At 70.8% G+C, this 26,997-nt stretch carries 27 protein-coding genes, 1 tRNA gene and 1 pseudogene; 11 read left to right on the forward strand and 18 right to left on the reverse strand.

All coding sequences use genetic code 11. From position 1 onward, the window contains the following. Position 1: 1 nt before the first annotated feature. Entirely contained in the window at positions 2–859 is an 858-nt protein-coding gene (locus OP18_RS33715) for a metallophosphoesterase (RefSeq protein ID WP_052387723.1), read from the reverse strand. A gap of 376 nt (positions 860–1,235) precedes the next feature. Here OP18_RS33715 and OP18_RS33720 point away from each other — a divergent pair, with 376 nt between their 5' ends. Further along, positions 1,236–2,741 (forward strand): protein kinase domain-containing protein, encoded by a 1,506-nt coding sequence (locus tag OP18_RS33720; protein WP_081971336.1) that lies wholly within the window; start codon positions 1,236–1,238, stop codon positions 2,739–2,741. A gap of 39 nt (positions 2,742–2,780) precedes the next feature. Here the strand turns inward: OP18_RS33720 and OP18_RS62035 are convergent, their stop codons facing one another. Beyond that, the gene (locus OP18_RS62035) at positions 2,781–2,996 is read right to left on the reverse strand and encodes a CBS domain-containing protein (RefSeq protein ID WP_279327089.1); all 216 of its coding nucleotides are present in this window, start codon (positions 2,994–2,996) and stop codon (positions 2,781–2,783) included. 103 nt (positions 2,997–3,099) lie between these two features. Beyond that, positions 3,100–3,420, reverse strand: a pseudogene (locus OP18_RS62355) (hypothetical protein); the annotation flags it as partial. 179 nt (positions 3,421–3,599) lie between these two features. On the opposite strand from OP18_RS62355, the gene OP18_RS33730 reads away from it, so the two are divergent. The 3 genes from OP18_RS33730 (at position 3,600) to OP18_RS57850 (ending at position 4,705) form a co-directional block, all read left to right on the forward strand. Further along, positions 3,600–3,890, forward strand: coding sequence for a type II toxin-antitoxin system TacA family antitoxin (locus OP18_RS33730; RefSeq protein WP_033363161.1), 291 nt, complete (start codon positions 3,600–3,602; stop codon positions 3,888–3,890). A gap of 17 nt (positions 3,891–3,907) precedes the next feature. Next, entirely contained in the window at positions 3,908–4,408 is a 501-nt protein-coding gene (locus tag OP18_RS33735; RefSeq protein WP_245635611.1) for a GNAT family N-acetyltransferase, read from the forward strand. Positions 4,409–4,534: 126 nt separating this feature from the next. Continuing rightward, the gene (locus tag OP18_RS57850) at positions 4,535–4,705 is read left to right on the forward strand and encodes a hypothetical protein (RefSeq protein ID WP_156089984.1); all 171 of its coding nucleotides are present in this window, start codon (positions 4,535–4,537) and stop codon (positions 4,703–4,705) included. Here the strand turns inward: OP18_RS57850 and OP18_RS33740 are convergent. Further along, positions 4,687–4,759: transfer RNA gene (locus tag OP18_RS33740), tRNA-Thr, on the reverse strand. The two genes, OP18_RS57850 and OP18_RS33740, sit on opposite strands and share 19 nt — an antisense overlap. Positions 4,760–4,982: 223 nt before the next feature. On the opposite strand from OP18_RS33740, the gene OP18_RS33745 reads away from it, so the two are divergent. After that, the gene (locus OP18_RS33745; RefSeq protein WP_033363163.1) at positions 4,983–6,074 is read left to right on the forward strand and encodes an ABC transporter ATP-binding protein; all 1,092 of its coding nucleotides are present in this window, start codon (positions 4,983–4,985) and stop codon (positions 6,072–6,074) included. Between the two features lie 55 nt (positions 6,075–6,129). Here OP18_RS33745 and OP18_RS33750 read toward each other — a convergent pair whose 3' ends face one another. Next, positions 6,130–8,889, reverse strand: a complete 2,760-nt coding sequence (locus tag OP18_RS33750) for an Hsp70 family protein (protein WP_033363164.1) — start codon at positions 8,887–8,889, stop codon at positions 6,130–6,132. A 43-nt stretch (positions 8,890–8,932) separates the two neighbouring features. Continuing rightward, positions 8,933–9,484, reverse strand: coding sequence for a TetR/AcrR family transcriptional regulator (locus OP18_RS33755; RefSeq protein ID WP_033363165.1), 552 nt, complete (start codon positions 9,482–9,484; stop codon positions 8,933–8,935). Between the two features lie 82 nt (positions 9,485–9,566). Between OP18_RS33755 and OP18_RS33760 the strand changes: the two genes are divergently transcribed. Further along, on the forward strand, positions 9,567–10,442 hold the full coding sequence (locus OP18_RS33760; protein ID WP_033363166.1) for an SDR family oxidoreductase: 876 nt from the start codon (positions 9,567–9,569) through the stop codon (positions 10,440–10,442). Here OP18_RS33760 and OP18_RS33765 read toward each other — a convergent pair. Further along, on the reverse strand, positions 10,439–10,891 hold the full coding sequence (locus tag OP18_RS33765; RefSeq protein WP_156089985.1) for a DUF6232 family protein: 453 nt from the start codon (positions 10,889–10,891) through the stop codon (positions 10,439–10,441). The two genes, OP18_RS33760 and OP18_RS33765, sit on opposite strands and share 4 nt — an antisense overlap. A gap of 594 nt (positions 10,892–11,485) precedes the next feature. Between OP18_RS33765 and OP18_RS53460 the strand changes: the two genes are divergently transcribed. Continuing rightward, complete coding sequence (locus OP18_RS53460; protein WP_052387725.1) at positions 11,486–12,118, forward strand: DUF5753 domain-containing protein; 633 nt, start codon at positions 11,486–11,488, stop codon at positions 12,116–12,118. Here OP18_RS53460 and OP18_RS33775 read toward each other — a convergent pair. Next, positions 12,113–12,316 (reverse strand): DUF397 domain-containing protein, encoded by a 204-nt coding sequence (locus tag OP18_RS33775; RefSeq protein WP_033363168.1) that lies wholly within the window; start codon positions 12,314–12,316, stop codon positions 12,113–12,115. The two genes, OP18_RS53460 and OP18_RS33775, sit on opposite strands and share 6 nt — an antisense overlap. A gap of 185 nt (positions 12,317–12,501) precedes the next feature. On the opposite strand from OP18_RS33775, the gene OP18_RS33780 reads away from it, so the two are divergent. Beyond that, positions 12,502–13,422, forward strand: a complete 921-nt coding sequence (locus tag OP18_RS33780) for a helix-turn-helix domain-containing protein (RefSeq protein ID WP_162189873.1) — start codon at positions 12,502–12,504, stop codon at positions 13,420–13,422. A 3-nt stretch (positions 13,423–13,425) separates the two neighbouring features. Here OP18_RS33780 and OP18_RS33785 read toward each other — a convergent pair whose 3' ends face one another. From OP18_RS33785 to cysS, 3 genes are all read right to left on the reverse strand, one after another. Continuing rightward, positions 13,426–13,875: a DUF6232 family protein gene (locus OP18_RS33785; protein ID WP_033363169.1), complete on the reverse strand. Its 450-nt coding sequence runs from the start codon at positions 13,873–13,875 to the stop codon at positions 13,426–13,428. 226 nt (positions 13,876–14,101) lie between these two features. Further along, a complete protein-coding gene (rlmB, locus tag OP18_RS33790) occupies positions 14,102–15,196 on the reverse strand; it encodes a 23S rRNA (guanosine(2251)-2'-O)-methyltransferase RlmB (protein WP_033363170.1) in 1,095 nt (364 codons plus the stop codon). Positions 15,197–15,202: 6 nt separating this feature from the next. Next, positions 15,203–16,612 (reverse strand): cysteine--tRNA ligase, encoded by a 1,410-nt coding sequence (gene cysS, locus OP18_RS33795; RefSeq protein WP_033363171.1) that lies wholly within the window; start codon positions 16,610–16,612, stop codon positions 15,203–15,205. A gap of 37 nt (positions 16,613–16,649) precedes the next feature. On the opposite strand from cysS, the gene OP18_RS33800 reads away from it, so the two are divergent. Next, complete coding sequence (locus OP18_RS33800) at positions 16,650–17,324, forward strand: IclR family transcriptional regulator (protein WP_052387727.1); 675 nt, start codon at positions 16,650–16,652, stop codon at positions 17,322–17,324. Between the two features lie 191 nt (positions 17,325–17,515). On the opposite strand, the gene OP18_RS33805 is transcribed toward OP18_RS33800, so the two are convergent. After that, positions 17,516–18,256: a hypothetical protein gene (locus tag OP18_RS33805; protein ID WP_033363173.1), complete on the reverse strand. Its 741-nt coding sequence runs from the start codon at positions 18,254–18,256 to the stop codon at positions 17,516–17,518. A 217-nt stretch (positions 18,257–18,473) separates the two neighbouring features. Between OP18_RS33805 and OP18_RS33810 the strand changes: the two genes are divergently transcribed. Beyond that, on the forward strand, positions 18,474–19,604 hold the full coding sequence (locus tag OP18_RS33810) for a hypothetical protein (RefSeq protein WP_156089986.1): 1,131 nt from the start codon (positions 18,474–18,476) through the stop codon (positions 19,602–19,604). Between the two features lie 183 nt (positions 19,605–19,787). Here OP18_RS33810 and OP18_RS61065 read toward each other — a convergent pair whose 3' ends face one another. The 3 genes from OP18_RS61065 to OP18_RS33820 are packed head-to-tail and all read right to left on the reverse strand — an operon-like array spanning position 19,788 to position 21,250. Beyond that, a complete protein-coding gene (locus OP18_RS61065) occupies positions 19,788–19,994 on the reverse strand; it encodes a GNAT family N-acetyltransferase (protein WP_245635612.1) in 207 nt (68 codons plus the stop codon). A gap of 3 nt (positions 19,995–19,997) precedes the next feature. Further along, positions 19,998–20,312: a GNAT family N-acetyltransferase gene (locus OP18_RS61070; protein WP_245635613.1), complete on the reverse strand. Its 315-nt coding sequence runs from the start codon at positions 20,310–20,312 to the stop codon at positions 19,998–20,000. Then, positions 20,309–21,250, reverse strand: coding sequence for a hypothetical protein (locus OP18_RS33820; protein ID WP_033363175.1), 942 nt, complete (start codon positions 21,248–21,250; stop codon positions 20,309–20,311). The genes OP18_RS61070 and OP18_RS33820 overlap by 4 nt, the downstream gene beginning before the upstream one ends. A 69-nt stretch (positions 21,251–21,319) precedes the next feature. Between OP18_RS33820 and OP18_RS33825 the strand changes: the two genes are divergently transcribed. Continuing rightward, complete coding sequence (locus OP18_RS33825; protein WP_033363176.1) at positions 21,320–24,454, forward strand: ATP-binding protein; 3,135 nt, start codon at positions 21,320–21,322, stop codon at positions 24,452–24,454. On the opposite strand, the gene OP18_RS33830 is transcribed toward OP18_RS33825, so the two are convergent. Genes OP18_RS33830 through OP18_RS33840 form a run of 3 tightly spaced genes read right to left on the reverse strand, consistent with a single transcriptional unit; the run spans position 24,421 to position 26,990 of the window. Next, positions 24,421–25,257: a DUF4097 family beta strand repeat-containing protein gene (locus OP18_RS33830; RefSeq protein WP_033363177.1), complete on the reverse strand. Its 837-nt coding sequence runs from the start codon at positions 25,255–25,257 to the stop codon at positions 24,421–24,423. The two genes, OP18_RS33825 and OP18_RS33830, sit on opposite strands and share 34 nt — an antisense overlap. A 48-nt stretch (positions 25,258–25,305) precedes the next feature. Next, positions 25,306–26,055 (reverse strand): ABC transporter permease, encoded by a 750-nt coding sequence (locus tag OP18_RS33835; RefSeq protein ID WP_033363178.1) that lies wholly within the window; start codon positions 26,053–26,055, stop codon positions 25,306–25,308. After that, entirely contained in the window at positions 26,052–26,990 is a 939-nt protein-coding gene (locus OP18_RS33840) for an ATP-binding cassette domain-containing protein (RefSeq protein ID WP_033363179.1), read from the reverse strand. Before OP18_RS33840 ends, OP18_RS33835 begins: the two co-directional genes overlap by 4 nt. Between the last annotated feature and the right edge of the window lie 7 nt (positions 26,991–26,997).

A 26,997-nucleotide genomic window follows, 5' to 3' on the forward strand; every position in this document is an offset into this window, starting at 1 on the left:
TTCAGGTGCGATGCACAGGCCGGGCGTCGGGGTACAGCGGCCGCAGGCCGGCGCGGGCTACCTCGGCAGCGCTGCCCGCCGGCCGGGCCAGGTCCCACTCCAGGTACACCTTGTCGCCGTTGTAGCAGCCGAAGCTGCTGGAGACGCACAGCAGCGGCTCGTGCTCGATCAGGTGTCCCTCGCGCACGATGTCGTGGCCGAAGACGGCCACCCTGCACCCGGGATCCAGCGCGCGGAGGAAGGCGAAGGCTCGCTCGGCGGAAGTGGTGCGGGCCCACAGCAGCGCCCCGAGTGGCCCAGTCGAGGACATGTCGACCAGCGGCACCGACTCGTACCCGGCCAGCTTCAGGTTGTCGAGGTCACCAGGGCCGGAGATCTGCGCGTGCGGCGCGGCGTGGGTGAAGGCGATACCCGCGGCCGGCGCGACGACCGCGAGCAGCCAGCCCGCCATCCACTGCCGGATAGCGTCGAAATCGCCCGCGGCGTACTGGCCCTCCAGGTAGGCCGCCTCGTCGGGATGGAACTTGGACAGTTGGGGGCCGCCCAGGTGGGCGTGCTCGTGGTTGCCGAGCAGGAAATGGATCTGGCCCGGAAAGGCCGTCGCGAGCTGCCGGGCTTCGGAAAGCAGCCGCGGGGTCTGGTCGACATAGAAGTCGCCGAGATGCTCGGGCCATGCCGTAAGGGCGATCGCCGGGCCATGCACGAGATCGCCGCAGAACAGCAGATGCGGCGGAGGACCTGGAACAGCGACGAGGGACTTGAAGCGGGCCGCGATCGCGTGGAAGTCAGCGAGGTTGCCGTGCAGGTCGGTGACCGCAAGCAACCTGCCCACGGGCGGCAAGGTCACGATGCGTGACATTGATCCACGATGTCATACAGGTCATCCGCAGTCCACCGTCGCATTGCGGGAAAGCCGACGCCGGACTTGAACCCAATCTTCCGATTACAGCTGGTCATCCCTGCGAGACGCATTCCCGGAAGCCAAATCTAGCGATGCGACTGCGCGGCACCGCCAACATGGACCGGAGGCGCTGACCACCCTGCTCCCGGAGGACCTGGAGGACGCCTGAGCGGCGTAACTGCCCGCTCAGTCGAACCCATGCCGATCAGCGGCGGCGAGTCCGTGGCCACCAGGCTGTCCGGGTAAGGCGGGACGACGCCGGGCGGCTGGCCACTGTGACGCGTTGTGACGCCCCTATGAGGTGATTCGGACGCTTGTGTCAAGGTTGAGCATCATGGTGGGGCGTCTGTTGAACGGCCGGTACGAGCTGCGATCGGTCATCGGCCGCGGTGGTATGGCCGACGTGTGGCTGGCCGTCGACGGGCGGCTGGGCCGGCGCGTGGCTGTGAAGATGCTGCACGACCAGGGCAGCGCGGACCCGTCGATACCGGAGCGGTTCGAGCGCGAGGCGCACACCGCTGCGCGGCTGGCGCACCCCAGCATCGTGGCCGTGTACGACGTCGGGGTGGACGACGGTAAGCCGTACCTCGTGATGGAGCTGATCCAGGGGCACAGCCTCGCTGACGAGCTGGCCGCGGGCCCGCTGGATCCGCGGCGTGCGGTGCGGATCGCCGAGCAGGTGTGCGACGCCTTGGCGGCCGCGCACGACGCCGGAGTGGTACATCGGGATGTGAAGCCGGCCAACATCCTCATCGGTGACGAGGGCAGGGTGAAGGTCTGCGATTTCGGCATCGCCCGCAGCGCCGACCGGGCGCAGGCAGCGCTGACCGCACCCGCCACCGTGGTCGGCACCAGCTCGTACATGGCGCCGGAGCAGGTCCTCGGCGAGCCCGTCGACGCCCGGACCGACCTCTATGCGCTGGGTTGTGTGCTGTACGCGATGCTCACCGGCCGTCCGCCGTTCACCGAAGGCTCGCCGGTGCAGATCGCCTGGCAGCAGGTACATCAGGCAGCGGTACCGGTGACGGCTCTGCGGCCCGGCCTGCCGCCGCGGCTCGCCGGGCTGGTCGGTGCGCTGCTGGCCAAGCGCGCTGGGGACCGGCCGGCGAGTGCGGTGCAGGTCCGCGCAGCTCTGACCGGTGCCGCCGGCGGGACCGGAACGGCTGTGTTCGCCGGTACCGCTGGACCGGCTGCGCTTGGAGGCGGGGCGCCGATCCGCGGCCGCGCCCCGGTGCGGCCGGCAACGCAAAGCCTGCCCGCGCTCGGCGAGCCACCCGCACCGGCTGCCCGGCGGCGGGGTCGTTCGACCGGGATCGCCATGACGGCGCTCGGTGCCGCGGCCGTCGCCGTGTTCGCGCTCGGTGCCCTCCCGGACCGATCCGGCCACCCGGCCGCAGCGCCCACCTCCGCGGACACGACCCACTCCCTGCCGTCCGCGGATACGCCGTCCGTGGAGACCCCGAGCACGGCGCCGAGTGACCCGCCGACCGAAACCCCGAGCCCAACGCCGACCGACTCACCGACCGAGTCACCGAGCGACCCGGTCAAGGCGACGCTGGCCGCGGCTCGCGCCGCCGTGCGGGCCCAGGCCGGTGACGGCGGCCTGGGCCGCGAAACCGCGCGTGAGCTGAACCGACGGTTTGACAACCTCGCCAGCCAACTCGCGCGCGGCGACAACGACAGCGCCGCAGCGGAGCTGGCCGGTCTGCGCGCCCGGCTCGACCAGCTGCACAAGGAGGGCACGCTCACCGACAGCGGGTACGCGGCGGTCCTCACCCCGACCGACCAGTTCGCAGCGAACCTGCCGGCCACGGCGACGTCTGGGCCACTCAGCCCGTAGGCGCAGGGGTAGCACCCGCCGGGGGCCACCCCTGCCGGTTCAAGAAGACGTCGCGTAGACCTTTCCGACGAACTCGGCCAGCCGGCGTTCGTCAAGGTTGCGCGCCAGGTCGGCCTCGCTGATCATGCCGACCAGACGGTGGTTCTCGATGACCGGCAGCCGCTTGACCTGGCGGTCCTCCATCTGATGCAGCACCTCGTCGACACCGGCGTCGGCGTCGACCCAGACCAGATCGCCCCCGGTCAGGTCGCGCACACTGACGTGGGCGGGGTCCCGCCCCCCCAGCGATGCACCGCACGACGATGTCTCGGTCGGTGATGATGCCGTGCAGCCGGTCGTCCGTGCCGCAGATCGGCAGGGAGCCGACGCCGAGCTCGCGCATCTTCCGCGCGGCGTCCGCGGCGGTCTCGCCCTCGCCGATGCACTCGGCTCCCGGGTGCATGATGTCTCTCGCCTGCCGCCCCTGCTTCACGCGAACGGTCTGCTCATGATCATCCAGCGCGCGGAGCTTACTGGCCACGGCCTCCCGAGTCGCATGGCCGGTGTGTTCGGCGTAGCTGGCCTTGCCGAGCTCGTACAGCAGCTTTTCGCGCTGCCGTCGAGCTTTCGTCTCATCAATCCGGGCCCGGCTCGTCGCCAGGCCACGCTTGGCGGACTCCATCATCTTGTCCAAGGGCATGGCATCCTCCTCTGGCGTACGTCAACGCAAGAGAGCCGACAACAGCAATACCCGGGCCAACGCTACGTCGCCGACGCCACGGACGGCACCACCCCGGGCAGCATCCGCCTGGCGTCACGCGCCCGGAACTGTCCATCATTCACCTTGGCGATGGCGTACATTGTGCGTACGATGAGGCGGTGAGCGCCAAAGGGGACCGGCTGCATCTGCGGTTGGACGCTGAGCAGAAGGCGATGCTGGAGGCGGCCAGCCGAGCCGCCGGTGACACCGTGTCGACCTTCGTGCTGAAGGCGGCAACTGAGGCAGCGGCCGACGTACTTGCCGACCGCCGAGTATTCGTTCTGGCCCAGGACGCCTGGCAGGTCTTCGACGACGCACTGCAACGGCCGCCGCAGGACATCGCCGGGCTCAAGGAACTCTTGGCCGGCCCGACGGTGCTCGACCCGCCGCAGGGTGGTACACCCCAGTGAGTTCCAGCTTCTCGCCGGTGGAACCGCTGTCGGCCGGGCATTCGGTGGCTGGATTCGACTGCGGCTCGCAGGCCCAGTCGGTGTGGCTCATCGAGCACGCCCTGCAAGCCCATCGGGCGGGACTGTCCCGCGTCTACGTTGTACGCGACAACGACCACACCGATCGGCGAGTGGTCGGCTACTACGCCCTCGCGGCCGGCAGCGTGGCCCCCGCCGAGGCCTCGCCACGGCTGCGCCAGGGAGCCGGCCGCTACCATCAGCCGGTGGTGATCCTGACCCGGCTCGGCGTCGATCTCGCAGCCCAAGGGGCAGGACTGGGCCGAGCGCTGGTGGTCGACGCGCTGCGCCGCGTCGCCAGCGCCGCGGAGGTCATCGGCATGCGGGCGGTGCTCATCCATTGCGAGACCGAAGCAGCCCGCGACTTCTACCTACGCCTGGCCAAGTTCGAGGCCAGCCCCACTGACCCGATGCACCTGCTGTTGTTGATGAAAGACCTGCGGCGAGCCCTCGACGGATAGCGCCGAGCCCTCAACGACAGCGAGCTCGTCGCGGGCGTGTGCGGTGGCCCGAACGCCAGCGCCCGAGACCGCAGTGCGGCGTCGTGCCGCTTGCGATCGCGTTCAGGACCACCCCTCGTCCGACTCATGGTCGATGCGGTGAAGCGGGCTGGCGGGAAGGTCCGCGACCTGCACGAATACAACCTGCTGGTGCGGGAGTTCGGGCAAGGGCACGTTGGTGATGACGTTCGTCCGTCGGCGTCCAATCTGAAACGCCAGGTCAGCGAGGGTATGAGAAGAGCCGACGGCGGGACTTGAACCCGCAACCTTCCGATTACAAGTCGGGTGCGCTACCAATTGCGCCACGTCGGCCGGCGCTCACGATCCTACCGGTCCGCCCCGGCGCCGCGCCTCCGACATACCTGCCCACCGACCGGTCCGACCCAGCCGAAAACCGGGCAAAGTCGGCGACCGACCTTGGCAACTGAGCGTAGGCAGCCTACTGTTACCGCAACTCCTGGCTGCACCGCCGCGGCCAGAAGCTTCTACTCGGATCGTCCGGCACGTTCCTGCCGGTGGAAGGTGGCACCCTGTCATGGCTACGGTCACGTACGCGAAAGCGTCCCGGATCTACCCGGGCACCCCGCGCCCGGCGGTCGACCAGCTGAACCTCGAGATCGGTGACGGCGAGTTCCTCGTCCTCGTCGGGCCGTCGGGTTGTGGCAAGTCGACGTCGCTGCGCATGCTCGCCGGTCTCGAGGACGTCGACGCCGGCGACATTCTGATCAACGACCGCAACGTCACGCACCTGCCGCCGAAGGCTCGGGACATCGCGATGGTGTTCCAGAACTACGCGCTGTACCCGCACATGACGGTGTACGAGAACATGGCGTTCGCCCTGAAGCTGCGCAAGACGCCGAAGCACGACATCGACCGGCGGGTGAAGGAAGCCGCGGCGATGCTGCAGCTGGAGGACTACCTGGGCCGCAAGCCGAAGGCCCTGTCCGGTGGTCAGCGGCAGCGTGTCGCCATGGGTCGCGCCATCGTGCGTGAGCCGCAGGTCTTCCTCATGGATGAGCCGCTGTCGAACCTCGACGCGAAGCTGCGTGTGCAGACCCGTTCGCAGATCGCCACGCTGCAGGCGAAGCTCGGCATCACCACCGTGTACGTCACGCACGACCAGGTCGAGGCCATGACGATGGGTCACCGCGTGGCGGTGCTCCTCGACGGTGTGCTGCAGCAGGTCGACAGCCCGCGCGCCCTGTACGACCGCCCGGCCAACGTGTTCGTCGCCGGCTTCATGGGTTCGCCGGCCATGAACATCAAGACGGTGCCGCTGAGCGACAAGGGTGGCCGCTTCGGTGACGTCACGCTGCCGCTGACCCGCGAGCAGATCGTCGCGGCGCAGTCCGACGGCGGCGGCAACCGGGTGACCGTCGGGTTCCGGCCCGAGGACACGGACCTGGTCGGCCCCAACGACGGCGGCATCCCGATCACCGTCGACCTGGTCGAGGAGCTCGGCTCCGACGCGTACGTGCACGGCACCGTCGCGCTCGAGGGCCAGGACGAGCGGTTCGTCGTGCGGGCCGACCCGCGCCGCACGCCGCGCCTCACCGAGATCGTGTACGTCCGCCCGCACGTGAACACGCACCACGCGTTCAACGCCGCGACCGGCCTGCGCATCTGAGCTGAGTAACGAAAAAGGCCCGGCGGGACAACCCGCCGGGCCTTTTCCATGAGCATCATGCCGCGGCGAACCGCCACACCTGGAACTTGCCCTCGCTCGCGCACAGGATCAGCGACGCGTTCCAGGAACAGCTCAACCCGATCGTCTTCGTCAACGGTCCGAGCGCGATCCGCTCCCCCGACGCCGCCGACACCCCGACCAGCGTCAGGTTCGCCGGTGACGTCGCGCTCAAGGTGCCGGTGAAGAACATCAGGCTGCCGGACGCGACCCGCACCCCGTACGAGTCCCGGTCCTCGTTTCTGAGCAGCGATTTGCCCTCGTACGACAGCAGCACGCTCGCCGGGGAGTCCCGATCGGTGGCCAGGACCTGCCGGCCGACCGGCACGAGCATCGTGCTGCCGGGGGCGGGCGCGTTCCACACCTCGCGTTTGTCCGCGACCGAAATGGCGCGGACCGTGTTGTCCTTGCCGCCGTAGCTGCCGTCGATCAGGCACAGGCGGTTGTCCGCGCACGGCGCCATGTCGACGATTTCCACTTTGTCGTTGCCGAAGCTGTAGATCTGGCTGGGTTCGCCGGCGCTGCTGAGGTCGTAGGCGTTGACGGTGTACTTGGTGCTGCCGCCCGCGACGAAGAGCTTGTCGTCGTGCGCGAGGTACTCCGCGCCGTATTCGCCGACGTTGTTCCAGCTGCGGATCTCGGTGCCGTTGGTGGCGTTGATGAGCCGGATCTTGTCATCGCCGTCGATGCTGATGAGGTCGTCGCGGGCCTTCATGTCGCGGTTGATGGACACGCCGTTGTAGTTGCCGGGACCGCGAAGGTCGGCGCTGTTGGACTGGCCGTAGATGGCCGAGCCCTTGCCGTTGTCGGGGCGCGTCCACGCGTTCTTGCCGGCCCAGGTGACCGCGTCGGTCTTCTTGCCCTCGTACCGGTGGATGGCGAGCACCGGACCGGTCGCATACAGCATGTCGTAGTCGCTGAACGTGCCCTGCCAGACGATTTTGCCGTTCTTCCAGTCCAGGATGAACACGCTGCCGAGCGACGAGCCGGTGCCCGTGACGACGATGCCGTCCTGGTACGCCGTGATGCCCCACTTGCTGTAGTCGCGGTCGATGGTGATTTTCGGCCACGCGGTCTTCATGTCGCCGAGGTTGATGCCCTGGACGAAGAACTGTTTGTCGACCCGCCAGCCGATGACGGCGCGGTCGTTGAGGGTGGCGGAGATCGGGTAGTTGATGGTGTCCGGGTCCCCCATTTCGAAGGTCTTCTCGGCCTTGAGCGTGGCGAAGTCGACCTTCGTGTCGCGGTCGCGGAAGAACCAGAAGTAGCCGCCGGCGACGAGGGCGAGCACGACGACGGCGGCGATGCCGGCGACGAGCGGCCCGCGCCGGGACCGCGGGCGGGGCGGCGGCGTCGGTGGCGGCGTCGGGGTCTGGAACGGCGCGGTGGGCGGAGCGGATGCGCCGTATTGGCCGGGCGGGATGGCCTGGGCCGCCGTCATCGGATAACCGCTGTTGGTCGGGGCGCCGGACGTGTGCCCGAAACCGCCTGAGGTCGGCGGAGCCCCGAACCCGCCCGACGTCGGCGCGGCCCCGAAACCGGGCGAGACCGGCGCGGCCGGAGAACCGTGCGCCGCGGCGGGAGAACCGTGCGGCGCGGCCGGAGAGCCGACGAACCCCGTCGGGCTCGCCCCGTAGCCCGTCGCCGACGTGAGGTCATGCCCGGCCAGCGGCGGTGCCGGGGGCGCCAGTTCGGCCAGCGCCCCTTCGGCGACGGGAAGCTCGGGCTGCTCCAGTACCGTCGGCGGAATCCCCAACTGGGCGTGCAACTGCCGCGACGCGAGCGGCAGCCGGGACGACCCGCCGACCAGGAACAGCCCGGCGAGCTGGTCGCCGCGCAGCCCGGCCGACGCGATCACGGACCCGGTCTCCCACACGGCCCGGTGGATCAGCGGCCCGACGACCCGGTCGAGCTCCTCGCGGGTGAGGTGGATGGCCTGGTCGGCGCCGGGCACGGTGATCGGCGCGACGGTGGTGCGCGACAGCATCTCCTTCGCCCCGCGCACGTCGTCCCAGAACAGCCGCCGGTCGCGGCGCTGGGTCGTGGTCGCCGGGTTGCGGATCGCCTCCCAGGTCGCGGGCGCGGTGGTCGAGATCAGCTGCCCGAGGTGCTCGACGAGCGCGGCGTCGATGTCCAGGCCGCCGAGGTCCTCGACCCCGCCGGACCCGATGACGGTGAACCGCCCGTTGTCGTTGCGCACCACCGCGATGTCCAGGGTGCCGCCGCCGAAGTCGAACACGGCCAGCGCCGCGCCGACGGGGACGGGGCGGCGCAGTACATCGGCGAAGTAGCGGGCGGCGGCGACGGGCTCGGGGACCAGCATGACCGGCGGCCAGCCGGCCCGCCGGGCGGCGGTGGCCAGCACGTCCCGCCGGCGGGTCCCCCACGCGGCCGGATACGTGAGCACCGCGGCCGGCAGGAACCCGACGGCCTCCACCGCGGCCCGCGCGACGGCGGCGAGGATCGCGGCGAGCAGGTCGACGGTCGCGATCTCCCGATCGCCGAGCAGCACGGTCGGCTCGTCGATGCGGCGCTTCGGGTTGGGCTCGAACCGCGACGGGTCCAGCCCCGCCAGGCGCGCCGCGTCCCGCCCGACGTGCAGCCGCCCGTGCTCGTCCACGAACACCCCGGACGGCATGATCGGCGCACCGTCGACGAGCAGCGGCCGCGTGCGCCCGTCGGGCCAGCGCACCACGGCCACGGTGTTCGACGTGCCGAGATCGACACCGATCGCGAAGCCCTGCTGCGGCTCAGTCACCGGCCCATACTAGGTGCGCGTCCAAACGGTCCTTCCTGACGCGCTACAGCAGCGTCTTGAGGCTGCTGAGGGTGGTCCGGACGCAGGCGACGAAGTCCGGCTCGTCGCCGATCCACCGCTCGAACGCGACCTTGAACACCGCCACCCCCGCCTCCGCGGCCAGGCTCGCGGCCGGCTCCGGCACTCCGCGCCCTCGCAGCGCGGCGGCCGACGCCGAGCCCAGCGCGGCGAGTTTCAGCAGCTCACGCTCCTGCAGGCTGGGGTTCGCGGCGATCGCCAGAGCCCGCTGCTGGGCGAACGGGCGGCGCTGCTCCAGCAGCTCCGCCGCCCGCTCCATCGCCGCTCCCACCACGTCGAGTGGCGGCATCTCAATAGGCGCGTCGGTGATCGCGGCAACGACGAGGTCCTGCAGCGCGGAGGAGCCGTCGAAAAGCACCTCGCGCTTGTCGGCGAAGTGCCGGAAGAAGGTGCGCTCGGTGACGCCGGCGCGCTGGGCGATGTCGGCGACGGTCGTCTGCTCGTAGCCGCGGCTGGTGTACAGCTCCAGCGCCGCGACCACGAGTCGGCCCTTGGCGTCCGGCTCCCAGCGTCCCATGAGCCACGAGTCTAGTGATGACAGTCCCTGACATCACGCGCTATGGTGATGACAGAAGCTGACATCACTGGAAGGAACCACCATGCGCGTCTTCGTCACCGGAGCCTCCGGCTGGATCGGCTCGGCGGTCCTCCCCGAGCTCATCGCGGCCGGTCACCAGGTCGTGGGGCTCGCCCGCACCGACGCCTCGGCCGCCGCGGTCACCGCCGCCGGCGCCGAGGTGCTCCGCGGCAGCCTGGATGACCTGGACAGCCTCCGTACCGGCGCAGAACATGCCGACGCGGTCGTCCACCTGGCGTTCAAGCACGACTTCACCGACTACGCCGGGGCCGGCCGGACCGAACGCGCCGCAGTCACCACGATGTGCGACGTCCTGGAAGGCAAGGCGTTCCTGTTCGCGTCCGGCGTCGCGCTGCTCACCCCGGGGCGCGTCGCCACCGAGCTCGACGAGCACCCGATGCGCGGCCCGGATGCGCCCCGCGGCGGCGCCGAGGAACTCGCGTCGCAGTACACGAACCGCGGCGTGCGGACGGTCAGCCTCCGCTTCGCTCCGACCGTCCACGGCGCCGGTGATCACGGCTTCATCGCCGAGCTGGTTCGCATCGCCCGCGAGCGCGGGGTCTCGGGGTTCGTCGGCGACGGCGCCAACCGCTGGCCCGCGGTGCACCGGGCCGATGCCGCCGCTCTGGTACGCCTCGCGCTCGACCACGCACCGGCCGGCGCTGCCGTCCACGCGGTCGCCGAGGAAGGGGTGCCGGCGCGGGAGATCGCCGCTGCCATCGGCCACGGGCTGGGGGTGCCGGTCGCTGCGGCGCCCGTGGACGACTTCGGCTGGATCGGCCGCCTCTTCGCGGCCGACATCCCCGCTTCCAGCGCCCTCACGCGGAAGGAGTTGGGTTGGACCCCGACCCGTCCGACGCTGCTGGAGGACCTGGCCGCGGGACATTACTTCATTTAGAACCGCGGCCGGTTCGCCTCGACGGCCCGGATGACCGCGCGGCGCACCTGCTCGAATTCCTGCCGGTCGCACGACTGGAACAGCGTGATCTGCTCGCCGAAATACACCGCCTGCAGCGCCATCCAGCGCGGGTTGTTGCGGCTGTCGACGACGTGCGCGATCCCGAATACGACCCCGAGCACGATGCCGGCGCAGAGCACCGCGATCGAGCCGTACAGGACCGCGAAAGGCAGCGCCAGCAGCATCTCGATGGCGCCGAAGATGGTCGCCATGCGCCGGGCGGGGTGGGCGTCCAGGTGCGCCCGGTGAATCTGGGACAGGTCACGGAACAGGAACAGACCATCGTCGGTCTCGATACCGTACCTGGTGACGGTGACGTACTGGCTTCGGTAGAAATAGAGCCGCCCTCTACCCCGGTGGGACCTCACAACTTCGGCATTGATGGTCATCGGACCTCCTTGATTACGTCCATCGTCGACGCCGGACCGAGGGCACAGCAATTGTTCCGATGTCAAGTTCCGTTGGACTCTGGGCCACGTTTTTCTCGCACTTGACACCGGCCGAACGTGAACGCGACAAATCGTTGCGCGGCCTATCGGGTGTTGGTGAGCTTTGCGCGTTCTCCCATAACCTGAACGCTCGCTCAGTTTCCGCTGGTGGGGCGCTTGACAGCGGGCGCGCCGCCCGTTCCCCAAGATCGGGCGGCGCGTCGGATTCTGTCAAGTTCCGTCAACAGCACTTCGCCACGCCACGACCTGCCGCCACGACCGGCCGATCTCCGACGGCGCGGGGCGCGCCGGGCGTAGTGGCCGGCGGTACGAGCCGATCAGGTGGAGCGACGCAACAACGACCACGTTCGAGGCGGGGTGCGGAGAGAGAACATGCGGTGGCGACCGGGCCTGTTCGCCCCCATCGGGCGAAGGGTCCATACCGGATCGGCGACGAGACTGGACGTGGCGGACTGCCTGTGCCAAGGTGCGTTGTCTTCTCTGCGTTTTGCAGAAAGCTGACGGCAGATGGCGGCGTCGTCTTAGTCTGGCGAGATGAGGAGCGTGGTCATGGCGGACACCGCGGATGCGACGAGGCCGCACGACGTGCGGGATCCGGCGGCGTTTCTCCAGCTCATGCAGCTGGAGCGGGAGGCCGTGCGGATCTTTCTCAACCAGCCGCTGTTCGTCCCAGGGCTGCTGCAGGTGCCCGGCTACGCGAAGGAGATGATCGGCCGCGTCGCCGGCCTGGAGCCTGACAGCGTCGAGCTGGCGGAGCGGGTGGAAGTCCGGGCCGGCCGGGTCGAGGCGTTCCACCAGCGGCTGCAGGGCCCGAACCCGCCGGAGATCTGGGTCGCCATCGACGAGGGCGTGGTCCGCCGGACGGTGGGCGGTCCCGACGTGATGCGGGAGCAGTTGGCGTATCTCGCGGCAGTGGCCAAGTTCGACACCGTGCACCTGGCGGTCATCCCGTTCGGCTACGGGGCTCATGCGGGGCTCGGCGGGTCGTTCGAGGTGCACGAGCCGGCCAGCGGTGACGCGGCGGTCTTCTTCGAGGGGGCGCACGCCGACTACATTGTCGGCGCCGATCCCGAGGTCGCCCGGCGTCACCGGGCGGCGGTGCAGCACATGGTTGCGTCCGGGGTGGACGCCCGGCCGCTGCTGGAGCAGCTCGCCGGCGCGTTATGACCGGAGGATCGTCGGCGCGTCGCCCTTGATCGCGGCGATGAATTCCCGGAATGCTTGACGGTGGAAGCTCAGCATCGGCCCGGCAGGATCCTTCGAGTCGCGCACGTGCGTGAGGTCCCCGTCGGCAGCGATCGCGACGCAGGCTCCACTGCTGCTTCTGGAGCTCGTCCGCCAGACGAGCTCACCATGGTTGTCCATAGCCCCTCCCACGAGCGGAGCAAATGTCCGCATCGACTTAGACCGATCTCACAGTACCTGAGATCCAGAGGTGTCAGGCACGGAAACCGTTGCCTGACGTGCCTTTGGCACGCGATACGGTAGAATTTGGCGTTTGTGTAACGGCTGTCTGCAATTCGCAAATCGTAGGAGGCGGGCGCAGAGCGGTGGCTAAGACAGATTCGCCCGATCCATCGGTCCACTCCGCGTGGACGGACGTCGGGCCGGCCGTTGCCCGGGAGCTGGTGCGGTCGCGGCTGAAGGCGCTGCGCGAGGCCAGCGAGCTGTCTCCGGCGACCGTCGCCGACCACACCGGCTGGTCCATCTCGAAACTCACCCGTATCGAGAAGGGCGAGGTGACCGTCCAACCGCTCGAGGTGCGTGCACTGCTGCAGTATTACGGCGTCGACGACGAGAACGAGGTGGCCGCGCTCGCCAAGCTCTCGCAGGCGTCCCGCGCCCGCCAGTGGTACAGCAAGCACCGGCTGGCCGGCGACTTCCAGCGGTTCGTGGCGTACGAGAGCGAAGCCAGCGTCATCAACATCTGGCAGGTGCTGTTCGTGCCGGGGCTGTTGCAGACGGAGGAGTACGCGCGCGCCATCACCGCACTGTCGATGCGCCGCAGCCCTGACGACAAGGAGGTCCTCGCGCGGGTCAGGCTGCGCATGGACCGGCAGCAGGCGTTCCGGGAGCGGCTCGGCAGGCCCGACCCGCCGCGCATCGTCGCGGTCATCGACGAGTCGGTGCTGCGCCGGCCCGTCGGCGGGCGCGACGCGCAGCGCCGCCAGCTCGACCACCTGCTCGACCTGGCGGCGGACAAGGCGGCATACACGATCGCCGTGACACCGCTGGACCTGGTGCACCATTCCGGGCTCGGCGGCACGTTCGAGCTGCTGCAGTTCGGCGGGCGGGAGCACGGCGACGTGCTGTTCGTGGAGGCCGCGGCCGGCACGGACTCGCTGACCATGGAGCCGGAGATGACCGGCCTGTTCCGCAACCTGCTCAGCGACCTGCTGACGTACGGCCGCAGCGGCGACGACGCGCTGGAGCTGATCCGGTCCGTCCGCGCGTCGTTGCCGACCCCGTAACAATTACAACCGCGGTGTCCCGTTCGCTTCGACGGCCCGGATGACGGCTCGCCGGACTTTGCCGAACTCCTGCTGGTCCCGCGTGCTGAACAGAGTGATCTCCTGCCCCCGGTAGACCGCGACCAACGCCATCCAGCGTGGGTTGCGCCAGCCGTCGACCAGCAGCGCGATGCCGAGGCCGACGGCGCTGGCCAGCCCGACGCACAGCAGCATCGCCGAGCCGTACACCGCGGCCAGAGGCACCGCGAGCAACAGCTCGATCGCGCCGAAGATCAGCGCCATGGTCCAGGCCGGGTAGGCACGGACTTCCGCCCGGATGATCGGCCGCAGGTCGCGCACGAGGAAGCGGCCTTGGGCGTTTTCGATCCAGCGGTTGGTGACGACGATGCGCGGACCGGGGTAGAGGTAGACGACCCGTCGATCGGCACTTGAGACGTCGGCGTTGAGAGCCATGACGACCTCCTTAACTATTCTCATAGTCGGAGGCCAGACGGCTATCAGCAACAGCCCGTCTTCCTAAATCTGTCAGATTCCGTCTATCTGCGTTTAGCAGATACCGATATTTGTCTCAGTTGACCGTTTTCGTGGCATTTAGCGACGCGCTTCGTCCGCTTTGCGTCTTCTTCCGGCCACCGCACGGCCTGGACCGATCCGACCCGGGCCGTGCGGCACACAACTGTCAGGCGGCGCGGCGCCGGTTGACCTCGGCGAGGGTCACCGCGGCCGCCACCGAGGCGTTCAACGACTCCACGTCCGACGCCATCGGGATACCCACCCGCAGGTCGCACGTCTGGCCGACGAGCCGGGACAGCCCGCGCCCCTCGGAGCCGACCACCACGACGAGCGGGCCGACCGCGGCCTCCAGGTCGTACAGCGACGTCGCCCCGTCCGCGTCCAGCCCGACGACCACGAAGCCCTCGTCCTGGCAGGCCTTCAGCGACCGGGTCAGGTTCGTCACCTGCGACACCTTCACCCGGGCCGCGGCGCCGGCGCTGGTGCGCCACGCGGTGGCCGTGATCGCCGCCGAGCGGCGCTCGGTCAGGAACACGCCCTGCGCGCCGAACGCGGCCGCCGACCGGATGATCGCGCCGAGGTTGCGCGGGTCGGTGATCCCGTCCAGCGCGATGAGCAGCGGCGCCGTGTGCTCCTTCGCCGCGGCGAGCAGGTCGTCGAACGGCTCGTACGCGTACGGCGGCACCTGCAGGCCGAGACCCTGGTGCAGCACGCCGCCGGTCATCCGGTCCAGCTCCGCGCGGGTGACCTCCAGGATCGCCACGCCCCGCTCGGCGGCCGTGCGGACCGCCTCCTTGACCCGCTCGTCCATGTCGATGCCGAGCGCGACGTACAGCGCCGTCGCCGGCACGTGCGTGCGCAGCGCCTCCACCACCGGGTTGCGCCCGACCAGCAGCTCTGGGCCGTCCTTCGGGGCCACGGACTTGCGCCCTGGCGAGACACGGGCCGTCGAGCGGGTGCCCGGCGCCGCCTTCTTCGACACGCCGAACGGGCCCTTGCCCGCGGTGCGCTTCGTGCCCGGCTGGCCGATCTTCGGAGCCCGCCCCTGTGCGGCGGCCGCGCGAAGCTCGTTGGCCTGCTTGCGCGCGGTCTTCTGGGGCAGCTCCTCGTCGCCGCTGTACCCCTTGTGCCAGGGACGTTCGTCCGCGGGCAGGGTACGGCCGCGCCCCGCGAGGGACTGCCGGTTCTTGCCACCGGAGCCCTTGACGGCGCCCTTCTTCGAGGCGACCCGCTTGCCGCGGCGTTCAGAGTTGCCTGGCATGTCTTCTCAGCTCTCCAACGTCCATCGTGGACCGGCCGGGGTGTCCTCCACCGCGATACCGGCGTGCTTCAACTGGTCCCGCACCGCGTCGGCGGCGGCCCAGTCCTTGCGGCCCCGTGCCGCGGTGCGCTGCTCCAGTGCGAGCGCCACCAGCGCGTCGACCACCCGCGTGAGGTCACCGGCCTGCGTGGAGGCCCACTGCGGGTCCAGCGGGTCGAGCCCCAACACGTCCAGCATGGCCCGCACCGACGCCAGCGCCGCGGCGATCGCCGCCCGGTCGTCGGCGGCGGCGAGGGCGCTGTTCGCGTCGCGCACCACGTCGTGGAGGACGGCCAGGGCACGCGACGTGTTCAGGTCGTCGTCCATCGCCTCCACGAACGCGTCGGGCAGCTCGCCGAGCTCCCCGGCGCCGACCAGCTCCACCGCGCGGGTCACGAAGTTCTCCACCCGCCGGAACGCGGCCGCCGCCTCTTCCAGGGCCTCCTGCGAGTAGTCGATCACCGACCTGTAGTGCGGCGCGAGCAGGTAGTAGCGCACCTCGACCGGGCGCAGGCCGGCCTCGACCAGCGCCTCCAGGTTGATCACGTTGCCGAGCGACTTGGCCATCTTCGACCCGCCGAGGTTCAGCAGCGCGTGGTGCACCCAGTACCGGGCGAACGGGTGCCCGGCCGCGTGCGACTGGGCGATCTCGTTCTCGTGGTGCGGGAACTTCAGGTCGAGCCCGCCACCGTGGATGTCGAACTCCGTGCCGAGATACCGCCAGCACATCGCCGAGCACTCGATGTGCCAGCCCGGCCGGCCGCTCCCCCACGGCGACGGCCAGTTGGCCTCGGCCGGCTCCTCGGGCTTGGTGCCCTTCCACAGCGCGAAGTCCCGCGGGTCCTTCTTCGCCCGCTCGGGCCCGTCGGTGGCCGGCTCCATGTCGTCGGGCCTCTGCCCGGACAGCGCGCCATACTCCGGGTGCGAGCGCACGTCGAAGTAGACGTCGCCGCTGCCGTCCGTCGCCGGATACGCGTGGCCCCGGTCGATGAGCAGCTGGATCAGCTCGTGCATCTCCGTGATGTGCCCGGTCGCGCGCGGCTCGTACGTCGGCGGCAGCACACCCAGCTTCGTATACGTCGCCGACAGCAGGCGCTCGTTGGCATAGGCCACGGCCCAGAACGGCTTGCCCTGCTCGGTGGCCTTGACCAGCACCTTGTCGTCGATGTCGGTGATGTTGCGGATGAACGTGACGGTGTAGCCGGAGCGCAGGAACCAGCGCCGCAGCACGTCATAGTTCACCCCCGAGCGCAGGTGGCCGATGTGCGGGCCGCCCTGCACGGTGAGCCCACACAGGTAGATACCGACCTGCCCGGGCGTCATCGGGACGAAGTCCCGGACCGATCGGGTCGCGGTGTCATACAGGCGTAGGGTCACGGATGCAAGAGTAACGGTCGCACCGCTGTGCCCTCGCATGCATATAACGTTGCTACCCGCCTCGCATAACCTAGGGTCCGTGGCTACGGAGACCGCCCAGACCCTCGACCGCGGCCTGCGCCTGCTGCACGTGGTCGCGGAGACCCCCGGTGGTCTGACCATGACCGAGGCGGCCGCCCTCCTGGGCGTCGGCCGCGCCGTGGTGTACCGCCTGGTCGCGACCCTGTCCGAGCACGGCATGATCCGCCGGGACCGCGCCGGCCGCCTCCGCTTGGGCGCGGGCGTGCTGGCGCTGGCCCGCCGCGCCCAGCCACTGGTCGCGGACGCCGCACTGCCGGCCCTGCGCCGGCTCGCCGAGACGGTCGGCGCGACGGCCCACCTGACGATCGCCGACGGCGGCGAGGCGTACGCCCTCGCCGTGGTCGAGCCGAGCTGGACCCAGTTCCACGTGGCGTACCGGACGGGCTCCCGCCACCCGCTGGAGGTGGGCGCCGCCGGCAAGGCCATCCTGGCCGGCCGCCGCGGCGACTACGGCGCGGTCTCCACCGTCGGCGAGCTGCAGGCGGGTGCGTACGGGGTGGCGGCGGCGGTCGCGGGCGTCGAGGGCCTGGAGGCGAGCGTGGGGGTGGTGGCCCTGGCCGCCCTGGACCCGTCGTCGGTCCCGACCCACGTCACGACGGCCGCGACCACGGTGGCCAGCGCGCTGAGCTGACCCGTCGTCGCTGTCCCTCTACGACCTTCGCGGTGGGCCGCCCAACAGATCTCTGATGATCGTCCGCAGTCGTGCAGATCTGGTTACCCGCAGAATCGCGCGCAGCAGCTCGAAGTCGAGCTCGTGCGAGCCACTCAGTGCCTTGATGGACGCCATGCGCGCCTCCTCGCCGTCAGGTAGCGCATCGGCTGCTATGACAGCAACCTTCCCGCAAGCACCGCGACGGTCGCAATGCTCTGCTCCACAACTGGCAGGTTCAGTTTCGTGCCACCGTTCAGGCTGGCGTGGAACGGAATATCGACGACCAGAACACCGATCATGTTGCCGGCGGCGTCGTTGACCGGCATGGCGTAGACCTCCGCGTATTTCGGCGAGATCCGCTCGAACTCCGACAACGACATGTCCGCCGCCGCGTCGCCGGCCGACGCGAATGCCCGGACACCGTTGCGACGGGCCAGCGCCGCGATCCGCCGGAGGTCACGATGGATCGGCACCTGCTCGAGCCAGCAGAGACCCACCACCCCCTTCCCCTTCGTCCACCGGATATGGGAAGGCCCTGGATGGTCGTCGAACCTGTGCCGCTGGACCCGCTCGAGCGCTCGCCTGCGATACGGGCCGGACGGCAGGCGGAATACGCTCAAGCCGAGCGACTGCACGCTCACCCCCGATTGCTCGGCGATCCGGAATGCCCCCTGCTGCAGAACGCGGGAAACGTCGGCGTGCAACCTACGGCGTCCGGGACGCCGCCACGCCTCCAGGAGTGCACGCGTCGGCTCCGCCGAGGTGCAGACGGCCTGGGCCACGGCTACCCAGACGATCCAGTTGTCGTCCGCCCTGACGACACCGCGAGAGATCATGACAAGCAGTGCCGCAAAGGCGGAGGCGCCACAGATCAGCACCGCCCGCCCCACGAGCCCTCCGACGCGCATCATCGACCCGACACCCCCAGCCACATTCGGCGTCTCACTGCGGGCACCCATCGGGATGGGCTCCGGCGAAGGTCGGTCCGTCAGAGCTCGTCCGAGGTCGGTACCTTCGTTGCTCGCGAAGGTGTGCCGTCTCACTCGAAATGAGTGACTGCCGTCGATTGTCCGGAGTGCAGTGGCGGGGTCCACAAGGCCGATTTTCGTTACCCTGTGGGTTGTATTCATGCGACCGGGTGAGCAGATTCATGCGAGGAGGTCTCCATTGCCGCCCCGCAGCCGCCCGCAAAGGGCAGTCGACTCCGTCGAGCAAGGTATCCGCGATCTGGCGCAAGGCTCGGGTCCGAGCATCAGAAGGATCGCGGACGGATGGACACCCGGTCTGCGGCGCCTCCGTGACCTGTCCAGCAAACTCGCCGGCAGCAGCGTCGACGAGCGTGCCGACGCGATGTTGAGATTGATCTACCTCGAGGCGGCCAACCTGGGCAATTCCGGTGAGCGCCCGCATCCACGATGTGCGGCAGCCGTCCAGGCCGCCCTCGGCATGCCGACCTTTCCTTTCGGCCCGGCGGACGACTCGATCAATCGACGGCTCCAGGTCGCACGGGAGGCCGGAGCGTTCGATACGGTTCGCGGCCGCCGAGGCGCCGAGGCAGGCACCGACGCCGGGAAGATCAACTGGAGTCGCGGCGTCGTCCGGCTGGCGCGTGCCGTCGAACGTCGGGTGAATGAATATGAGCGGCCCGGAGGGTGGGAGCAGGCCGGGCTGCCCAGCGGCTACCAGCCGGTGACGTTCAACCGGATGATCGTCACGTACTTCCTGCGGGGGCGGGCCGTTTCGGAGTCGTTCAGCGAGCGCTGGATCACGGCGGAGGAGGATGGTCTCACCCGGTACATCGTGCGCGCCTACGCCCGGAACAACCCGCCGGCCCGGCCGGCGCTCGAGATACAACCGTGGCTCAACTGCACGCTGGGCTCCGTCCGGCGGGTGGACCCGGGCGACGGCTCGGAGGCGCAAATCGCCGAGATGCTGTTTCCCAAAGCGCTGCAGCGCGGCGACAAACTCTTCTTCGCAACCCGGGTGGTCGCCGAGGAGGACGGCCCGACCATGTCCCGTGAGGTGCAGGTAACCTCACACGGCATCGACGAATTGACCATCAGGATTCAGTTCGACAACACCCTCCCGCTGCCGAAGCGAGCCTGGTGGTTCGCCGAGGTTCCCGACATAGATCGCCTGATACCACCCGAACCGGGCGACGACCGCTACGTCGAAATCTCCGGCAGCGGGTTCCTAGAACGTCAGTTCGGACGGGCGAAGCCGACCGCCAAGTATGGCCTGAGCTGGCAGTGGGATTAGCGGCTGAATCCGCGGGTAGCGTCACGGCGAGTCTACGAAGCCTGTAGCCTCCATGCGGCAGAAAACTACTCCGAGGGAGCCTCGTGGCTTACTTTGATGGAACGGGCGGCGGCAACTAGCCGGTTCGCCTGACGCGGCAACAAGACTGGCGGATGTCGATACAGCACATCCGCCAGTCTTCGTTCACAGCGGCGGGGGTGGATCGGTGCGCAGGCGGCTGTACAGGTAGCCGTCGTGCCAGCGGCCGGCGCGGAACTCGCACGAGCGCACGATGCCCTCCAGCATGAAGCCCGCCTTCTCCAGCGACTTCTGCTCGGCGATGTTCTCCGGGTGGGTCCCGGCCTGGATGCGCTGCACCGGGGTCCGGGCGAACAGGTGGTCGCACAGCATCGCCTAGGCGCGCCAGCCCAGGCCGCGGCCGCGCCACTGGGGCAGCAGGGCGATGCCGATCTCCCAGTAGCCGATCGGGCCGCCGTACCGGCCGGCGAGGTAGGAGACGAAGCCGGCCGCGACGCCGTCGGGTTCGGTCTCCACGATGAGGCGGCCGTACGTGGGGCCGAGGAAACCGTCGGCGGCGAACTGCCGGGCGGCGGCGTGCGGGTCCCGGTAGCCGGCCCAGTCCAGGCCGATGAGGCCCGGCTCGGTGGCGAACCGGTGGAACATCGCCAGGTCCGGCTCGGTCACCGGACGCAGGCGGACGGACGTCATTCGGGCGACCCTACCGGCACCAGCGCCGGCGGGCGGGTCAGCAGGTGGCTGGTCCAGGCGAACAGCAGCCCCAGCGTCACGGCGGCGAACGACAGCGACAGGTCGGTGTCGGCGGAGTTGACCGGCGGGTTCCCGGCCAGCCGGGTGAACAGGCCGCCGACGCTCGATCCGATGACGTACAGCAGCAGGTACACCGGCACCAGCGCGACGGCGCAGGCCGCGGCCACCCCGGCCAGCCGCAGCAGCGACACGTCCCGGGCGGCGGCGACCGCGGCGGCCGCACCCGCCGGCAGCAGCACCAGGCCGAGGGCGCCGAGCGTCCCGTACGTGGCGGTCGCCGGCCACGCGGCCAGGGCGGCGAGCCCGGCGAACGGCAGCGCGTACGGCAGCCGGGACAGCGGCAGCAGGGCCAGCGCGACCGCCGCGAACATCACCACCAGGCCGGCCTTCAGCAACGACAGCGCGTTCTCGACCTGCACCTGCGCGGGGTCGGTGACCGGCTCGTCCCACGGCGTCGTGATCAGCACCGTGACCGCCGCGCAGACCGCCGCCACGGTGGCCAGGACGTGCGGAGAACCACCGGGCGACCCGAGGCGCAGCGCCGCGAAGGACGTCAGCGCGAACCATGCGACCCCGCCCAGTGCCAGCACCACCGCGGTCAGGCCGCCGTGCACGTCGAAGCGGTCGAGGACCAGGTCTGCGGCGATCCAGACCAACGCTCCCACGCCGCCCGCGAGGACGCCCCGGGACAGCAGCACGACCCCCAGGAAGGCCAGGACGATGGCGAGCTGCCGGATGTCCCGCGGCCAGTACGTGTTGTTGCCGCCGAACTCCTCGGGCTGCATGAACGGCTGGTGGACCGCCAGGCTCACCGCCCACACGACCGCGGCCACGACGCCGCTGAAGGCGCCGAGCGCGGTCCGCCAACTGATTCCCATCGCAGCATCCTGATGCCTGCCCGGCCGCCGCGGAACCCCTGCCATCCCGCCCGTGGCACGATCTACCGCGTGCAGATCACCGTGCTCGGGCCGTTCGAGGTGCGCGCGGGCGACGGCACCCTCGTCGACGTGCCGGGTGCGCGGCTGCGTGGGTTGCTGATCGCCCTCGCCCTGGAGACCGGGCGGGTCGTCCCGAAAGGGACGCTGGTGGACTGGATCTGGGGGGAGCAGCCACCGGCCGACGCGACGAACGCCCTGCACCGGCTGGTGTCCCGGCTGCGCAAGGTGCTGCCCGACGGGGCGGTCGAGGGCCACACCGACGGGTACCGGCTGACGCTGCCGGCCGACGACGTCGACGCGGTGCGGTTCGAGCGGCTGATCGGCCAGGGCCAGGCCCACGGCGAGGACGACCCGCAGCGGGTGCGGCTGCTGCGCGACGCGCTCGGGCTGTGGCGCGGCGCGGCCATACAGGACGCGGGCCTGCCCGACAGCGCGGCCAGCAACGCGGCCGTCACCCGGCTCGAGCAGCTGCGGCTGCGGGCGCTCGAGGACCGGTTCGACGCCGAGCCCAGCCGGGCCGAGCTGATCACCGAGCTCTCCGATCTGGTGGCGGCGCATCCGGTACGGGAGCGCCTCACCGCCGCCTTGATGCGGGCGTTCGCCGCGGCCGGGCGGGACACCGAGGCGCTGCTCGCCTACGAGCGCACGAAAGAGGCACTCGCCGACGCGCTCGGCGTGGACCCGTCGCCGGAGCTGTCCGCCCTGCACGTCGCCCTGCTGCGCGGCGAGCTGGGCCGGCGCGAGGAGCGCCGGACCAACCTGCGGGCCGAGCTGACCAGCTTCGTCGGCAAGGACGCCGACGTCGCCGCGGTCGCCGAGCTCATCGCCGAGCACCGGCTCACCACGCTCATCGGGCCGGGCGGCTCGGGCAAGACCAGGCTGGCCACGGAGACGGCCCGGGTGATGCTGCCCGGCCTGCCCGACGGGGCGTGGCTGGTGGAGCTCGCCGCGATCGGCGCCGACGGTGACGTGGCCCAGGCGACGCTTACCGGCCTCGGGCTGCGCGACGCGCTGCACGGCGGGTCGCCCAACGCCGAGCTGACCGACCGGATCATCGCCGCGGTGCGGGACCGTGAGGCCCTGCTCATCCTCGACAACTGCGAGCACGTGATCGAGTCGGCGGCGACGTTCGCGCACCGGGTGCTCGGCGAGTGCCGGCGGCTGCGGATCCTCGCCACCAGCCGGGAGCCGCTCGGCATCACCGGCGAGGCGCTGTGGCTGGTCGAGCCCCTGGCGCTGCCGGACCGCGACGCGACCCCGGCGCAGATGGCGGCCGCGCCGGCGGTACGGCTGCTGCGGGACCGGGCCGGCGCGATGCGCAAGGACCTCGGCGCCGACGCGCACACCCTGGCGACGATGGTGCGGGTCTGCCGGGCGCTGGACGGCATGCCCCTGGCGATCGAGCTGGCCGCGGCCAGGCTGCGCACCATGTCCCTGGACCAGCTCGCGAACCGGCTCGACGACCGGTTCCGGCTGCTGACCGGCGGCAGCCGCACCGCGCTGCCGCGGCACCGGACGCTGCGCGCGATGGTCGACTGGAGCTGGGAGCTGCTCAGCGACGCCGAACGCACCGTGCTGCGCCGGCTGGCGGTGTTCTCCGGCGGGGCGAGCCTGGACGCGGCGGAGCGGGTCTGCGCCGGCGACGCCGTCGACCGTGACGACGTGCTGGAGCTGCTCACCGCGCTCGCCGACAAGTCGCTGCTGGTCGCCGAGGGTGACGAGGCACCGCGGTACCGGATGATCGGCACCATCAAGGAGTACGCCGCGCACCGCCTCGCCGAGGCCGGTGAGACGGACCTTGCGCGGCGGGCGCACCTGGACTACTGCACCGACCTGGTCGAGACCGCGGAGCCGCGGCTGCGCCGCGCCGACCAGCTGGCCTGGCTGGCCACCCTGGAGGCCGAGCACGACAACATCAGCGGCGCGATGCGCGGCGCGCTCGCCGCCGGTGACGCGCAGGCGGCGATGCGGCTCGCCGGGGCCGCCGGCTGGTACTGGTGGCTCGGCGGGCACAAGGCCGAGGGCATCGAGCTGATCATGGCCGCGACGGAGCTTCCCGGCGAGGTCACCGACGAGACCCGGGCCAACGTGTACGCGCTGATCGTGCTGTTCGAGGGCGCCGGACGCAGCGACGAGCACGTGGTCGCCGACTGGATCCACAAGGCGTACGAGTACCGGCAGCGCAGCCGGTCGAGCAGCCCGCTGCTGGAGCTGGTCGAGCCGCTGGAGCGCATGCTGCAGGGCCCGGACTCGCTGCTGTCGGCGTGGGAGCCGCTGCTGGCCAGCGCCGACCCGTGGGTCCGCGCGCTGGCCCGCTTCCACTCCGGCAAGATGCGCATCGCGCTCGGCCACGACGGGCCGGAGGCGGACCGGCACCTGGAGACGGCGCTGGCGGAGTTCCGGGCGCTCGGCGAACGGTTCGGCATCTCCCTCGCCCTGACCGAGCTGGCCGACCGGGTCGCCTCCCGCGGCGAGCTCGCCGCCGCCTGCGAGCTGTTCGAGCAGGCGATCACGGTCGTCACCGAGGTCGGCGCCGTCGAGGACGCGATCCGGATGCGGGCCCGGCAGGCGCAGCTGTTCTGGCTGCTCGGCGACGAGCCGGCGAGCGCGGCCGCGATGGCCGACGCGCAACGCCGGGCGGAGCGGGTCACCTGGCCCGACGCGCTGGTCGAGCTGGCCCTGGTCAAGGCGGAGCTGGCCCGGTGGCGCGGCGACGCGGCCGAGGCCCGCCAGCAGCTCGAAGCCGCGACCGCCATCCTGGGCGAGGAGGCGGAGCGGCCGTACATGCGCGCCACCACCCACGACCTGCTCGGCTACCTCGCCGAGGACCTCGCCAGCGCCCGGGCGCACCGGGCCGCGGCCTACCAGGCGGCGACCGAGACCGGTCACGCCCCGCTGGTCGCGCAGGTCCTCGTCGGCCTCGCGGACCTCGCCCTGCGCGCCGGCCAGGACGCCCAGGCGGTCCGGCTGGTCGCGGCGAGTGCCGCGGTGCGCGGGATGCGGGACCGGTCCTACCCCGATCCGGCGCGGATCGAGGGGGCAGCGCGAAGCCGCCTCGGCGACGCACGGTTCGCCGAGGCGGCTGCGCAAGGTTCCCAGACGAGCTGGTCTCAGCTGGCCGCGGACACGCTCGCCGCGGGCTGAACGATGACGTCGCCGTGCCGGGTCCGGGCGTGCACCGCGACCGTGGCCGGGCCCTGCGGCGCCGGGACCGAGTTGCGGACCGAGCCCTTCGTGCTGTCGGCGACCACGTGCGCGGTGCCGCCGTCGACGCCGACCTCGATGTCGCCGGAGCTGTTCATCAGCTCCGCCTGACCGCGGGTCAGCCGGCCGATGCGGATCGCGCCGTCGCTGGTGTTGGCGGTGACGTCGCCGTCGGCGCGGTCGATGTCGAACCCGCCGGCGCCGCTGCTGAGGTCGAGGTCGGCGGCGGCGTGGCCGATCCAGGTGTGCCCGCCGGAGGTGGACAGCCGCACCGCGCCGCCGGCCTCGCCGATGCGGGCCGTGACGTCGCTGCCCTCGATGCCGGTGCGGCCGGCGACGTGCCCGACCGCGACCTCACCGCCGGCGACGTTCGCCTCCAGCGCGGCGACCCGGTCCAGCTGGACGCGGCTCTTCGCGGTGTGCAGCTCGCAGTCGCCGAGGGTGCCGTCGGCGTGGACGCTGGCGTGTGCCAGGTACGTGATCAGGCTGGATCCGGTGGGCAGGTCGATGGTGATCGCGACCGATCCGTCCTTGTCGCCGGAGACGGTGGTCTTGACCGACAGCCGGCCGTCGGCGAACTCGACCTTCGTCCTGTCGGCGACCTTGACGTCGGCGCGGTCCGCCGGGTCGATCGGCTCGACCAGCACGACGGTGTCGGTCCGGTCGGTGGCGGTGACCCGCACCTGGGCGCCGGCGACCTGCACGGTGGCGGCGATCGGCTCGGGCGTGGTGAAGGTGGGCATGACGGGTCTCCTCGTGCTCATGGTGGTGTACGGGGAAAGCGACGACGGTCAGGCGCGCTTCTTGAAGGTGGAGGACGCCCACAGGTAGCCGACGAGGGCGATGCCGGCGCACCAGGCGACCGCGACGATCGCGTCACCGGAGGACGGTGCGCCGTTGAGCAGCCCGCGGAGGGTCTCGATGATCGGCGTGAAGGGCTGGTACTCGGCGAACTGCCGCACGCCGGGGCCCATCTTGTCGGCCGGGACGATCGCGCTGCTGAAGAACGGCAGCATGACCAGCGGCACGGTGCCCAGGCCGGCCGTCTCCGGCGACTTCGCGGCGAGGCCGAGCGCGACGGTGAACCAGCCGGCGGCGACGCCGAGCAGCACGACCATGCCGGCCACGCCGAGCCAGTCCAGCGGGCCCGCCGACGGGTCGAAGCCGAGCAGGAACGCCACCCCGAGCAGGGCCGCGATGGCGACCAGGTTGGTCAGGACGCTGGCCACGACGGGCCCGGTGAGCACCGCGCCCCGGGACACGTCCATGACCTTGAACCGGTTGATGATGCCCTTGGTCATGTCGGCGTTCACCGACGTCGCGGTCGCGCCCAGCCCGTAGCAGACGGCCAGCAGCATCAGCCCTGGTGTGGCGTAGTCGATGTAGTCGACGCCGACGCTGAACGCGTCGCCGAACACGTACACGAACATCAGCATCAGCACGATCGGCATCAGCACCGCGTTGAACACCGACGTGGGGTTGCGGGCGATGTGCTTGAAGTCGCGGCGCAGCATGACCAGCGACTGGGACTTGGCGCTCATTTGGCGGCCTCCGTGGTGTGGCCCGTCAGGGCGAGGAAAACGTCGTCGAGATCCGGGGTGTGCACGGAGAACCCCTCCGCGCTGAGGGCGTGCTCGTCGAGCCGGTCCAGCACGGCCCGCAGCGAGGCGGTGCCGCCGTCGCTGGGGACGCGCAGGGAGAGCGTGTCGTCGTCGCGGGTGGCACCGGGGAAGACCCGCGCGGCCGCGTCGAGCTCGCCGGCGGTGGTGAAGCGCAGCCGCACGTGCGTGCCGGGCAGCTGCCGCTTGAGCTCGTCGGCGGTGCCCTGGGCGACGATGCGGCCCTGGTCGAGCACCGCGATCTGGTCGGCGAGCTGGTCGGCTTCCTCGAGGTACTGGGTGGTGAGGAAGATGGTCACGCCGTCGGCGACCAGGTCACGCACGATCGACCACATGGTGCGGCGGCTGCGCGGGTCCAGGCCCGTCGTCGGCTCGTCCAGGAAGATGATCCTGGGGCCGCCGACGAGCGTCATGGCCAGGTCGAGCTTGCGGCGCATCCCGCCGGAGTAGGTGGACGCCGGCTTGTTCGCCGACTCGGTGAGGTCGAAGCGCTCCAGCAGGCCGGCGACGGTGCGCCGGCCGTCGCCGCCGGCCGACCGGTGCAGGTCGACCATCAGCTGCAGGTTCTCCTGCCCGGTCAGCAGCTCGTCGACCGCGGCGAACTGGCCGGTGACGCCGATCGCGGCGCGCACCGCCCGGGCCTCGGTGGCCAGGTCGTGGCCGGCGACGCGGATCGTGCCGGCGTCGGCCCGCATGAGCGTGGTGAGGACGTTGACCGTCGTCGTCTTGCCCGCCCCGTTCGGGCCGAGCAGCGAGAACACCGTTCCCGCCGGGACGTCCAGGTCGATGCCGTCGAGCACCACCTTGTCCTTGAAGGCCTTCCGCAGGCCCGTCACTGCGATCGCTGTGCTTGTCATGGGCATG

It is taken from the genome of Dactylosporangium aurantiacum (assembly GCF_000716715.1).
Classification (GTDB): Bacteria; Actinomycetota; Actinomycetes; order Mycobacteriales; family Micromonosporaceae; genus Dactylosporangium; species Dactylosporangium aurantiacum.